This is a genomic window from Labrenzia sp. R5_0 (assembly GCF_017743835.1).
Taxonomy (GTDB): Bacteria; Pseudomonadota; Alphaproteobacteria; order Rhizobiales; family Stappiaceae; genus Roseibium; species Roseibium algicola.
In genome coordinates, this window is the sequence record NZ_JAGHRK010000001.1 from 150,538 (window position 1) to 162,903 (window position 12,366).

A 12,366-nucleotide genomic window follows, 5' to 3' on the forward strand; every position below is an offset into this window, starting at 1 on the left:
GGGATGCAGGCTGATTGTGTACGCTGAGTTTCAAGCGTTTCGCGCACCTGCACCCCCGCCGGATCGGGCGGGGCTTTGCCTGTTGCGGTGCGCGCCGTCCATCGGCACTCTGATGGAGAAATAAATGGCACAAAACATCTATGACGAACCGGCCTTTTTTGAAGGCTACAGCCAGCTGCCCAGGTCGCAGTTCGGCCTTGACGGGGCTCCCGAATGGCCCGCTATCCGGGCACTGTTGCCCGAAGCAAATGGGCTGCACGTTGCAGATCTCGGCTGCGGGTTCGGCTGGTTTGCCCGCTGGGTCCGGAGCGCTGGTGCTGCGCATGTACTCGGTTTCGACCTGTCTGAAAAAATGCTTGCCCGTGCGCGGGACGAAACCGAAGACGATGCGATCGTTTACCGGACTGCTGACCTGGAAACCCTGAACCTGCCTCAGGCAGCCTTCGACCTGGTCTACAGCTCGCTCGCCTTTCACTATATCGAGGACTTCAACCGGCTGGCCGGAGAGATCTTCAGATCACTCAAGGCAGGAGGCAGTTTTGTCTTCAGCATCGAACACCCGATCTTCATGGCACCAGTAGAACCTGGATGGGTCGAACTGAACGGCCGGAAGTCTTGGCCGGTCAACCAGTATCTTCGCGAAGGTGCGCGGGAAACCAGTTGGCTGGCCGATGGCGTCGTCAAATACCACCGTACCATCGGCACCACGCTCAACACGCTGATCGCGGCAGGTTTCACGGTTGATCATGTACTGGAATGGTTCCCCGGCGAAGAGCAGATCGAAGCCATGCCATCGTTGGCGGAAGAGATGGAGCGCCCGATGATTCTGATCGTCAAGGCACGCGTTTGAGTCCGGAGCGCGGGCGGTTCAAGAACGGCCACCCGCGCTTCCAACGCTCAAGGCGCTCATCTGCCTTGCCGTTTCCTCGTCTGCGGGAAAGAAGGCCTCGATGGCGATTTCGGACAATGTAACATCCACGGCCGTGCCGAACACCGTCGTGGTGCTCAGGAAGCTCAAGGTTCCGTTGGGGCCTTGCAGATAAAGCGGAACGGCGATGCGTCCTTTCTGTGACGGTACCTCGGTCCGTGATTTGCGCGACCGCTCCGGAGCCATCTCGGCGAGTTCCTCCCTGAGCGCGGCAAGCTTCGGGTCGGCGGACTGATCTACCTCATGTGCGAGGCGTGCAAGAATATGGGCGTGCCATTCACCGAGGTTGAGGATGCGTGGTGCCAGGCCATCAGGGTGAAGGCTGAGACGAAGCACATTTACCGGTGCTTCCAGCAGGTGCGGCGCGACGCCGTCCAGCAGGGCAAAGATCGCCTGATTGGCAGCCTGCAGCTCCCAATGCCGGTTCACGGCAAGGGCAGGGTGGGGCAGATGTCCGTCGAGGATCTGCCGGACAACAGCGGTTGCCGCGGCAAGTTCAGGCTCATCCAGCCCGTGCTGCGGATATTGCGGGGCATGGCCTGCCGCAACAAGAATGGCATTGCGTTCACGCAAGGGGACATCCAGCTGTTCGGCAAGATGCATCACCATGTCCCGGCTTGGACGAGACCGTCCTGATTCCAGAAAACTCAGGTGGCGCTGAGAGATATCCGCTTCACTGGCCAGTGCAAGCTGGCTCATTCGCCGGTGTTGTCGCCACTGGCGCAGCAGGTCACCCGCCGTTTCCGCTGTTCGTTTCATGAGCATTACCCTGCCGGCGCAGTTTCGAAGATTCAATTACCTGCGAAGTAATCGACTTCAGAACATCGATTGGCAATCCTCTTGTCATCGCCACTCGCAGTGTGCGGGTGGATTTCACGAGTGGAGACAGATGATGACCAAATCTAATTCAGGTGTTCCGTTACAGGTGGTTCTACGGTTTGACGCGCTCACCTGTGCGGTGATGGGTGTCCTGCTGGTCGGCGCATCCGGATGGATTGCCGGATTGACGGCACTTCCGAGCGAGCTTCTTTTCTGGGCAGGTCTGGCCTTGTTTCCGGTAGCGGTTTTCATGGGAGTATTCGCGTTTGCCGGTCAGGTGCCTGTCTGGGCGTCAAGCCTGGTAGTTGCCGGCAATCTTCTTTGGGTGCTGGCCAGTTTGCTGCTGCCGTTGACGGGCCTGTTTGCGCCCAACGTGCTGGGCTGGGCGTTCCTCTTGGCGCAGGCCGTCGTCGTGCTCTGCTTCACCTGGCTGGAGTGGAAAGCCGCAAGGCCGCAGCCCGTCATTGCGCAACCGCTAGCTTGAAGAGGCTGGACCATGACCTGTTACGCCATCGGCCATCTGCGCGAAATCGAAATGGGGCCCGACATCGTGGCCTATCTGGAAGGGATCGACGCAACGCTGGCACCCTTTGACGGTCGCTTCATCATCCATGGTGGCGAGAAACATCAGCTGGAAGGCGCGTTCCAGGGAGACCTCATCGTGATTGCCTTTCCTGACCGGGTACGGGCCGAGGCCTGGTATGCATCGCCGGCTTACCGGACGATCCTGCCACTGCGCCTGAACAAGGCGGTGGGCGAGGTGTTCCTGATCGAAGGTGTCGACGCGGATCACAAGGCAACGGATGTACTTTCGTGATCTTCCGGCGAAGTCGCAGCACGAAAAGGAAAGGCCGGTCCCGATGAGGAACCGGCCTTTTGACTTGTTGTCCTTGCCTGCGTCCTAGAAGCTGATGGCAACTCCCATCAACGGGCCGTGTGTGACCGTGTCATAGCTGAAGGCGGATCGGCCGGACTTGCCGTTGTCATAATCGACGCCGGTTGCCTTGTATTGCAGATGCAGCGCGACACGATCGTTGAAGTGATAGCCGACACCGCCTTGCAGACCCCAGGTGAAGTCAGACACCAGGCCAAAACCACCGACGTTACCGCTGCCGAACAGCGACCATTTGGGTGCCACGAAAACCTGCCCGCGAACGCCGATCACCGGATCGATCCATTGTTCAGTGATTGTTCGGGTAAAGGTGTTGGCCGGCGTGTTGGCACTGACCTTCAGCTGATTGTACCACCAGCGCCCCCCGGCATAGGCTTCGGCCCAGTTCCGGTCCTGATGCCAGAAGCGGTAGCCGAAGAAGGCTTCGGTCACCAATTGCTTGACGCCAGCATCAATAGTGCCGCCGACACGTGGGAAACTCCGGCCCTTGCCAAGGTCCATGTAGGCCACGTCCAGTGTTGCGCCGAAACGATTGTCGTAAAGCGCCTCGAAATGACCCATCGCCCCGAATTGTAGGTTCTCGAAAATGGTTCCGGGGGAAACATCGAGCGACGTGTTGGGCAATCGGCCGATACGGCTGTTTCCCTGAATGGTCGGGGCAAGCAGGTAAGGCGCGATGACGAATTTCCACGCTCGGTCGACACGCACATCCGGTGTTTCAACCGGAGCAGGCGCTTGGGCCAGATCGGCAGCCTGAGCACCCCCGGACAGCAGGCTGACCAAAATCGGAAGAAATGCAGCTCTTTTCATATTACCCCGCCCCTGTTGGGTCCCTATTTCGGGAAAAGAAAGGTCACTGCAGCCCGTGCGCCGAAGCCCTCCGGGCCGTTGTCGGAACTTGCTGCATAATACCGAACACCTGCCTGAAAGCTGATGGGTTGCTTGTCGATGGTCACAAGTTTGGCAACCATGGCGTTGATCGGCACGGACCATTCGTCCGACGTCCAGTCATAGGTGCTTTCCGAGTTCAGCGTGAAGGTCCAGGCGTCGTCGGTCGTGTAGGACAGAAACGGCTGCAGGAAGGTCGAATTGACGTCGCTACGATTATCGTCACCTGCGTATGACCAGACGTGGTTGACTAGCCCGCCATAGGTCCACGGGCCGGATTGACGCAGCACAACGCCCGTCGGACCGGCGCCCCATTTGCGGGTGCTCAACAGGTCGTCGGTACCTGTGGGCAGCAGCAACACCGGACCAAGGCCCCAGATGATCCCGCCGGACGTTGGCTCCTTTGGCGAAAAGAAGAAGCTCTGCGTCGTGTCGCTGAGACCAAACTGCGTGCCTGAATTTCCGGCAATGTCATCCTGCCAGACAACGGGCAGGATCGTTCGAGAGATCAGGTTCCAGTCCTCGTTGAGCGAGAACGGCACCACGGGCTGTATGTTGAGCGTGACCTTGTTGCCGTCGGCAGGGCCAAATCCGTGATCGTAGTTCCATTGAAACGGAACGCTGATGAGAGACGCCACGGGATTGGAGAGCTTCTTGGCAAGTTCGGAATCCTGAGCACCTGCCGGTGTCATCTGGAAGAAAAGCGCCAGAACGCCCAAGGTAACCAATTGCTTCATGGTCTCATGCCTTCCATGCTCAAGAGAACTGCCCTTGCAGGGGGTTGATCATCTATGTGACCCAGAAGCTCCTTCCGGGTTTTGTGGATGTACTTCTGGAAATGGCAATCAGGAGTATAGCATGCCTTTTCGTCTTATTGCTGTGAAAGCTGTTGCCTGTAGGATTGCAATGTCGGGTCCGAAGGATTGGCAACCAGGGCCTTTTGCAGACTGAGCTGCGCTCCCGCCATGTCACCGACTGCCATCTTGATGCGTACCTGCATCACCCAGGCATTGATCATTTGCGGATCCAGCAGCGTGACTTCCTCAAAGGCTGCTATGGCTGCCGGGATATTGCGAAGAACGAGCGCAGTTCCACCAAGCACGAGCTGGGTCTCCGGAAAATCCGCCTTGTTCGCGAGTGACTGCTGCCATTCGGTTGTGGCTCTGGACGCAGCCTCGGCCATTTGGTCCGGCATATGGGCAATGGGAGCGCCGATCATGAGACGGGCCGCAGCAATCCGGACGGCTTTGACCGGATCACTCAAGGCAGGAATGATCCGCGGAAGCCGCTGGGTTGGCGGAACCGGCTGCTGTAACGCCAGCGCTCCGGCGCGGACGATTGGCTCCGGATCTGCCAAAAGGTCGGTGACGGCCTCGGCAATCTCCGGTGTCGCAACAGGCAGCAGCAGGTCCAGCGCGCTCGCCCGAACGATGCCTGGGTAGCTTGCCTGATGGGCGACTGCCAGAAGGTCCGTGGCGTTCACGCCCGGGTTCTGCCGTGCCGCCGAAAAGATATCCGCGAAATGCGGCCCACGGTGACGACTGTCCGGAAACCGCTTTTCAAGTTCTCCGGCCGCCCAGGCGGCAGACTTGTCGGCGTGGCAGTCGTTGCAGGCATTCGGGGTGCCGAGCTTTTCCGAAAGGTCCGGCCGTGGAACGCGGAAGGAATGATCTCTTCGCCCGTCGATGCCCATATAGACGCGCTCGACCATGTGGCAGGATTTGCACTCGGCGCCCGGCGTCTCCGGTTGATGGAAATGATGGGAAGGGTCGTCATAGAGCTTGCCCGTCAGCGACGGAAACGCCTCGTTGCCCGCGGGACTGTGGCATTGTGTGCAAACGGCGTTGCCTACCGCGCGCAATTCTCCGCTGTGTGGCTCGTGGCAATTGCTGCAGCTCACGCCCTTGGCATACATCTTTGACTGCAGGAACGAACCGTAGACATAGACCTCGTCAAGGATCTGCCCATCGGCGTGATAAAGGCCTTCGCGAAGTGGCGATAAACGGTACGCATCATGGAACGGTGTGCCAGGCACCGGATTGCCGTCCTCAAAGGCTTCGCGGCGCGAATGACAACCTGCGCATTGCTGGATTTCCGCTTCCGGCTGGCCTTTTGCAAACACCGGCAGAAGACCGGTCGGTCCGGTTCCGGGGAAGGGGCTTTTGCCGTAGGTCTCCGGGTCTTTCGCCCAGGCAAGATGGGCTGCGCCCGGTCCGTGACAGGCTTCGCATCCGACGCCGATTTCCGCCTGCCGGCTGGAGTAGGTCCTGGTGGCGGGGTCATAATTCTTTTCAAAGCCGGTGGCGTGGCACTCGGCGCAGCGGGCGTTCCAGTTCTTGTAAGGTCCGGTCCAGTGCAGCCCGTCTTCAGGTGGCGGAGCATCGTCTGCGTAAAGGTGGTACCAGCGCTTGTTCTGCTGGTCCCAGACCACGTCGAAAGACTGAACCCGTCCCGGTTCCGTTTCGACAAGATACTGTTGCAGCGGAGCAATTCCGTCGACACCGATCACCTTGAATGTTTGCGTCTTTCCCGGAACGTCGCTCGTCTCGATGAAATAGTCGCCGTCGCGTGTGAAGAAGCGGCTGGTGCGCCCCTTGTGCGTGAACTGCGAATTGTCGAAGTCCGCGTCGACCGTATCCGGTCCGGGCTCCATCCATGCCTTGGAATGGTGTGAAGCGCGCCAGGCGCCGGCTTCCGCCTCGTGGCAACCGGTACATGTTGCTGTGCCGGCATAGTCCGGAACAGCGGCAGAAAGGTTTTCGGCTGCATTGGCGCTCTGGAACCAGAGCACGGCAAGGAGCGCGACGAGCAATCGGGTGAACAACATTCTGTGCGCTCAAACCTCTCCGTCAAAGCCGCTGGGTAAAACGAGACGTCTGTTTCTGCCGGCACTGCCTGGTGCTTGTGCAGGCTCCATGCGGAGAAGCTGCTGCCTACCGGCTGCTTCTCCGCACGGCTTCGTCTCGCCGATGCCTAGTCGAGGTCTGAACAGGGAACGACGTGTTTCTGGCCGGCAGCATCCGTTACCTGGCAACCATTGTCGCTGTTCGAACTGGCGATTGCAGATCCGACCAGCGCACCGGTTGCTGCGCCAACGGCCGCTCCGGCCAGGTAGCCGCCAGTCGGGCCGTAATAGGGGCGGCCGTAGTAGCCATGGCTGCTGTTGTTTTCCACGACCACGTTGTGGCCGCCGTGGTAACCGCCGTGATATCCTCCGTGGTAGCCCCCGTGATAACCGCCATGGTATCCGCCGCGGACAACGTCATGGGACATTGCGATCCCGCTGCTGCCGAGGAGCAGGGCAGCGCCAACACCAAGAAGTCTGATCGTGCGAAGCCTCATTCCTTTTCCTCCAGTTCCAGCGTTTCCTTGACGTCTTCCCAATAGGCGAGCCGCTCTTCACAGTTGATGCCTTCGAGATCCCGAGCAGAGCCAAAGCCGACGGAGGCCGCATAGTCGTAGGCGGCATCTTCACCGTGGTCGTAAAGGACGTGCACAAACAGGTGGCGGGCCTGGTCACGGAAAGCTTTTTTCTGGTCGTCAGGCGTGCAGGCATAGGCATTGCCGACATCCAGTCCGAGTGTCCGCATGCGCTCTTCCATGCGTTTTTGTATCTTTTGGGGATCGTGCGCCAGCGCCGGGCCGGCAAATGCCAGTCCTGTCATGAGGGCGAGGCAAAAAATTCTTTTCATGATCTATCCTTGCAGCTTGCATCGCCCTCGGTCAGTCCCTTCGGGTCTCCGAGCCGGGCGCGGTGCACTCCAGTTGCTGTTCAATTCATGTGTCTTTTCCGGTTAATCTATTCCGGAAAGATCTGCTTCCAATCGTTTTTCATGCTGATGATATGCCAACCTTCCTTCGGGGCGTCGTCCAGCCCCTTGTTCAGCGACCCGAAATGGGTATCACGATCATAAGCATATTCTCTATCTGCATCATCATGATGGACAAACATGCCGAGGCGCTTGCCGGAACCGGCAGTAGTGTATTGCAGCATCTGATAATCGCCGTCGGAATTGCCGAAGGCCGCCAGCGGACGCTTGCCGATGTGGGTCAGGATGCCGACGGGCTTGCCAGCCTTGTCGTCGACAAAGGCAATCTTGGGTGTCCGCATCAAGGTGGGAACGCCGTCGACGACCTCGTATTCAGTGACAATCGATGAGCCGACCACCTGCTCAGGCGGTATACCGTAGATCTCTTCGGTCCAAGGACGCATGAATTCGATGCCGCCACCGGAGACGATGAAGGTCTTGAAGTCGTTGGCACGCAGATAGGCGAGAAGTTCCAGCATCGGCTGATAGACAAGCTCGGTATAGGGCTTGTCGAATTTCGGGTGCTTGGCGGTTGCGATCCAGTCGGTGACCGTCTTTTCGAACTCATCCGTGCTCATCCCGGCATGAGTCGCTGCGACGATCTCCATCAATCCTTTTTCACCGGCCTTGCCGAGGGCTTCCATGTCGTTTTCCAGAACGGCCTGGAAAGGCTGGGTCGTCTTCCATTCCGGGTGGTCCGGTGCCATTGCCTTCACCCGGTCGAGCGCGAAAGCAAGCTGGGTGTACATGGGATGCTCGACCCACAAGGTGCCGTCATTGTCGAAGGTTGCGATCCGCTCTCCCGGTGCCACGAAATCCGCGCCACCTTCGCTCGTTACGGCTTCGACGAATTCGACGATCGCCTGCTTGTTCGCGCCATCGTTCCACGATGGCAGCGGGTCGGTTTGTGCAAGGGCACCCGATATCCAGACGCTTGCTCCCAACAGGCCGGAGACCATTGCGCCGAAGAGGAATTTGACCTTCATAGCTGCAACCTTCCAAATTCGTGTTGTTCAAGGCGATGTCCGCCCCGGACTTTGCCGGGGCGGACACTCAGTTACTTCGTAGATCAGTTGCCGGTTGGCAGGCCGATCGAGAAGCCGTCCTTGGCGAGAGCCTCCTGAACATATTTGAACCGCTGATACTGGCTGAGCGTGATCGGACCGGTATAGGTTTCCGACTGCAACTTGCGCGGCGGATATTTGATGTAGGACTTCATGAGTTCCGTCACCTCGTTGTTGATCACCGGCAGATACCAGGTGCGTTCAGTGAAGTTGTTCATGAACATGTCGTAGCGCTCCTGCGGATCGTCCAGCAGGTTGAACACTTGCGGAACAGTAGCAACATAGCTGTCGGGGCCCTTCCAGCCAAGGTTGCTGTCGACTGCCAAGCCTCCGGTGGTTGCGCCATCGTCGCCGCGCAGGTTGAAAACGGCCTTGTAGTTGCCGACGCGCGCTGCACCGGGAGAAAGTTCGTTCTCGGTGAAATAGAACCAGGCCTTTCGGCCGGAGTCACCGGAACCTTCCCACACAGGTGTCATGTCGTAGCTGTCGAAGATGATCGGCTGGCCTTCGCGGTCTTCAGTCGGCAGCGTAATGCCGGCAGCAGAAGCGAAAGTGGCCATCAAATCGAGACCGCCGACGACTGCGGCACTTTTCGTGTCCGGTTTGACGTGCCCGGGCCAGCGGACGATTGCCGGAACGCGGTTGCCGCCTTCACGCACGGTGCCCTTGGTGCCTCGGAACGGCGTGTAACCGGCGTCCGGATAAACGTCCTGCCAGGCGCCATTGTCCGTGGTCCAGAAGACGATCGTATTGTCGGACAGACCGAGCTCATCGAGTTTATTGACCAGATTGCCGATGCGGCTGTCCAGTTCGACGACGGAGTCTGCATATTTGGTTTTGGAGATCGATTTTCCTTCGAACTCCGGCGCCGGCATGTTCGGCTGGTGCACCTTCATGAAGTTGACGTTGATGAAGAACGGCGTGTCCGGCTTCTTCGCAGCTTCTTCCAGGAACTCGAGCCCCGCTTTTTCGACGTAGCCATCGAAATAGGGAATACCAACCACGCCCTTGTCCGGCGTGTCGACGTATTGGCCGTTGATCTTGAAGTCCTCTGTCGGCTTTTCACCGGCCTTGCCGGACAGCGACCCCTTTGTAACCTTCTCGAACATCTCGCGCAGGTCCTTCGGCATGTCCGGGAACCAGGTCGGATCGGCATAGGTGTAGGCGTTGAGATGGTAAAGACCGACGTATTTCATCACGTCATAGCCCTGGGCATTTGGCAGCGCGTAGTCCGCTTCACCAAGGTGCCATTTGCCGGTGAAATAGGTGTCGTAGCCACCGGTTTTAAGAACCGACGCCAATGTCCACTCGGCCGCGGGAAGGCCGCCACCCTGGCCCTGGAAGGCCACCGTTGTCATGCCGGAGCGGTTGGGAATACGGCCTGTCTGCATGGCTGCGCGGCCCGGCGTGCAGCTGGGCTGGGCGTAGAAATGCGTGAACATCATGCCGTCGTCAGCCAGCTTGTCGATGTTCGGAGTCGGCATGCCGCGGGCTTCACCGCCCAGATACGGGCCAGTGTCACCGTAGCCGGTGTCGTCCGAAACAATGAAGAGGATGTTGGGTTTCTTCGCGTCTTGCGCGAAGGCCACACCTGACAGCGCTGTGCAGGCCATGCCTGCGACCGCCAGTCCGGTTACTATTCTGGTCAACATACCTAATGGCTCCTTTTTGGACCATTCGTGGAGTAGGCCGATGACGACCCGTCGATAGGTGCGCCTCCTGTCAGGAAGCTTGAAATTTCCCGTTCAAGTTCTTCAATCACGGAGCGATAGTCGGCAGCCTTTGCTTCATCGTTCTGCCAGCGTTCAAGGGCGCAACATGCGGTTGCGTAGTCCTCGCAAAGTGACAAGAAGGAAGGATGAGCGTTGCACAGGCGGCGAAGGGCAAGTTCGTCCACTTTGAAACGACGCATGATGAGAGCTGTTGTCGGCATGACGACACTGCCCCGTTGTCGAATAATCACGGAAATTCCAATTGGATTACGTACGGGACTCAGGGGCGTTACAAGGTATGAACAGGTACGAACAGGAGTCTGAGGTGGTGTGTTCACCACGATTGTCGGCTATAGTGCTTCTTACGGATGACAAAACTTATGGCGATGGACTATCGTTCAACTAAATTTATTGTCCGGCCCTTTCAGGGGGAATTATGCGGTCTGGCAGACAACAAATAGTTGCGTCGGGTGATGTCGAAGAGTTCGATTGCCCGGAACGAGTTCGGGAAGAACTTTCCCGTGTCCTGCACAGCGATCATTTTCACGCAACGCCCAAGCGCCGCGCCATGTTGACATTCCTGATAGAGGAAGCGTTGGCCGGGCGCGCGGACACGCTGAAGGGCTACGTTATCGGGTTGGCCGTCTTCTGTCGTGACGAGAACTTTGATCCGCAATCAGACCCGATCGTTCGTCTTGAGGCCCGCCGACTGCGGCATGATCTGGACAGTTACTACATCGCCGAAGGCGCGCGGAATCCGATCCGCATTTCCATCCCCAAAGGCCAGTATGCGCCGAAGTTTCATGACAATCTGGCCAGTGTGACTGCACGGGACGGCTCGACCACCGGCAACGATGAGACGGCAGATTCTCATGTGCCGGAAGAGGTCAATGCGTCGCCAAGACCTGCACGAACCTCACCCAGGTTGCCATGGCTGGTTGCTTTGGGCGCGGTGCTGTTCGCACTCCTGGTGCTCGGAGCCGCTTTCGTGATGTACCTCGTGCCCCCAAAGCAGGAGCGTCTCGAGACTTCGAAACCTTCCGTGATGGTTCTTCCATTCAGCGTTACCTCGGCTAATCCGGAACAACAGATATTGGCGGCGGGTATTGCCGAGCAGATCATGACTGCCCTGAGCCGGTTTCCGGACTTCCGTATTTTCTGGCCACCCGTCGGAACCAAGACAGCCGAAACCTTTGATCCGGTTGAAATCGGCCGGCAGGAAAACGTCTCTTTCCTGATTACCGGATCTGTCGGGTCGGAAGACGGGATTGTCCGTGTCAGTGCGAAGCTGGTGCACAGCCCCAGCAAGCGGGTGCTCTGGTCGGGCAGCTATGATCGTATGCGCAGCCGGACGACTCTGCTGGAAATCGAAAAAAGCATCGCCTCGGAAATCGCTACCGTCGCTGGTCAGCCCTACGGTGTTATCAAGTCGGAACTCGCCGGTAACCTGTCCGTTGGAAGTGAACCGAGCAACGACAGTTTCGAATGCGTACTGCGCGGCTACGTGTACCGGAGGAACTTTTCAAGGCAACTGCATGCAACAGTCGAGGCGTGCCTGAATAGTGCGGTCAAACGGGACCCGGGTTATGTTGAAGCCTGGGCTATGCTCGGTTGGATCTATCTGGATGCTGGTCGCTTTGGTCTGGCAGCAGACGGAAACAAGGAACTTGCCTTCGACCGTGCCTTGGACGCCGCGTCACATGCCCTGAGCCTTGATGGCAACAACATTCTGGCGCTCAAGGCGCTGTCATCGATCAATCACTACATGGGAAACATCGAGGAAGGGGAAAGGCTTGCCAAGAAAGCACTCGAACTAGATCCCAACGATCCGGACACACTGGCTCAACTTGGTTGGCGGCTGTCCGTTGTGGGCAAGTTCGAGGAAGGCATTCCCTATCTGGAAAAGGCGATCGAACGTACGCGGAACGCGCCCGGCTGGTATTTCCACCTGATTGCCATAAACCACCTGCTGAACGGCCACTACGCCGAGATGCTGACAGCGGCGAAGAAGGGCGTTCTGGACGGATCCGGAGTGAGCTGGTGTCTTGTCGCTGTTGCCCAATCGAAACTTGGCAACAAGGAAGCGGCTCGTGCTGCGTTGGAAAAGATGGCCGACGTTTCTCCCGGCCTGAGCCGTGACCCAGGTGCCTTCCTCCGCTCCCATCGGGCTAGCGAGCAGATTGTTACTTCCCTCATGGCAGGACTGAGAGAAGCAGGATGGACCGCCCCTGCCGGACAGTGAGGTCCGGCGAAG

Annotated in this window: 13 protein-coding genes; 4 read left to right on the plus strand and 9 right to left on the minus strand. The window is 58.5% G+C overall.

What is annotated here, in order from left to right; genetic code table 11:
- The first annotated feature begins 124 nt into the window (after positions 1–124).
- Complete coding sequence (locus J7447_RS00715; RefSeq protein ID WP_209168459.1) at positions 125–850, plus strand: class I SAM-dependent methyltransferase; 726 nt, start codon at positions 125–127, stop codon at positions 848–850.
- An 18-nt stretch (positions 851–868) separates the two neighbouring features.
- Here the strand turns inward: J7447_RS00715 and J7447_RS00720 are convergent, their stop codons facing one another.
- Entirely contained in the window at positions 869–1,687 is an 819-nt protein-coding gene (locus J7447_RS00720) for a helix-turn-helix transcriptional regulator (RefSeq protein WP_209168460.1), read from the minus strand.
- Between the two features lie 130 nt (positions 1,688–1,817).
- On the opposite strand from J7447_RS00720, the gene J7447_RS00725 reads away from it, so the two are divergent.
- Both J7447_RS00725 and J7447_RS00730 read left to right on the plus strand, forming a co-directional pair.
- The gene (locus J7447_RS00725) at positions 1,818–2,231 is read left to right on the plus strand and encodes a hypothetical protein (protein ID WP_286188849.1); all 414 of its coding nucleotides are present in this window, start codon (positions 1,818–1,820) and stop codon (positions 2,229–2,231) included.
- Between the two features lie 12 nt (positions 2,232–2,243).
- Positions 2,244–2,564, plus strand: a complete 321-nt coding sequence (locus tag J7447_RS00730) for a DUF1330 domain-containing protein (protein ID WP_062490148.1) — start codon at positions 2,244–2,246, stop codon at positions 2,562–2,564.
- Positions 2,565–2,648: 84 nt separating this feature from the next.
- Here J7447_RS00730 and J7447_RS00735 read toward each other — a convergent pair whose 3' ends face one another.
- From J7447_RS00735 to J7447_RS00770, 8 genes are all read right to left on the minus strand, one after another.
- On the minus strand, positions 2,649–3,449 hold the full coding sequence (locus J7447_RS00735; RefSeq protein WP_209168461.1) for a hypothetical protein: 801 nt from the start codon (positions 3,447–3,449) through the stop codon (positions 2,649–2,651).
- Positions 3,450–3,472: 23 nt separating this feature from the next.
- The gene (locus tag J7447_RS00740; protein ID WP_152504528.1) at positions 3,473–4,264 is read right to left on the minus strand and encodes a transporter; all 792 of its coding nucleotides are present in this window, start codon (positions 4,262–4,264) and stop codon (positions 3,473–3,475) included.
- A gap of 134 nt (positions 4,265–4,398) precedes the next feature.
- On the minus strand, positions 4,399–6,354 hold the full coding sequence (locus J7447_RS00745; RefSeq protein WP_209168462.1) for a multiheme c-type cytochrome: 1,956 nt from the start codon (positions 6,352–6,354) through the stop codon (positions 4,399–4,401).
- Positions 6,355–6,500: 146 nt separating this feature from the next.
- Positions 6,501–6,869, minus strand: a complete 369-nt coding sequence (locus J7447_RS00750; protein WP_023001895.1) for a hypothetical protein — start codon at positions 6,867–6,869, stop codon at positions 6,501–6,503.
- A complete protein-coding gene (locus J7447_RS00755) occupies positions 6,866–7,219 on the minus strand; it encodes a hypothetical protein (RefSeq protein WP_209168463.1) in 354 nt (117 codons plus the stop codon). Before J7447_RS00755 ends, J7447_RS00750 begins: the two co-directional genes overlap by 4 nt.
- Before the next feature lie 107 nt (positions 7,220–7,326).
- Positions 7,327–8,295 (minus strand): HAD family hydrolase, encoded by a 969-nt coding sequence (locus tag J7447_RS00760; RefSeq protein ID WP_286189006.1) that lies wholly within the window; start codon positions 8,293–8,295, stop codon positions 7,327–7,329.
- A 110-nt stretch (positions 8,296–8,405) separates the two neighbouring features.
- Positions 8,406–10,013, minus strand: a complete 1,608-nt coding sequence (locus J7447_RS00765; protein ID WP_023001892.1) for an arylsulfatase — start codon at positions 10,011–10,013, stop codon at positions 8,406–8,408.
- Between the two features lie 41 nt (positions 10,014–10,054).
- Complete coding sequence (locus J7447_RS00770; protein WP_023001891.1) at positions 10,055–10,333, minus strand: hypothetical protein; 279 nt, start codon at positions 10,331–10,333, stop codon at positions 10,055–10,057.
- A gap of 215 nt (positions 10,334–10,548) precedes the next feature.
- Here J7447_RS00770 and J7447_RS00775 point away from each other — a divergent pair, with 215 nt between their 5' ends.
- A complete protein-coding gene (locus tag J7447_RS00775; RefSeq protein WP_209168465.1) occupies positions 10,549–12,354 on the plus strand; it encodes a tetratricopeptide repeat protein in 1,806 nt (601 codons plus the stop codon).
- Positions 12,355–12,366: the final 12 nt, after the last annotated feature.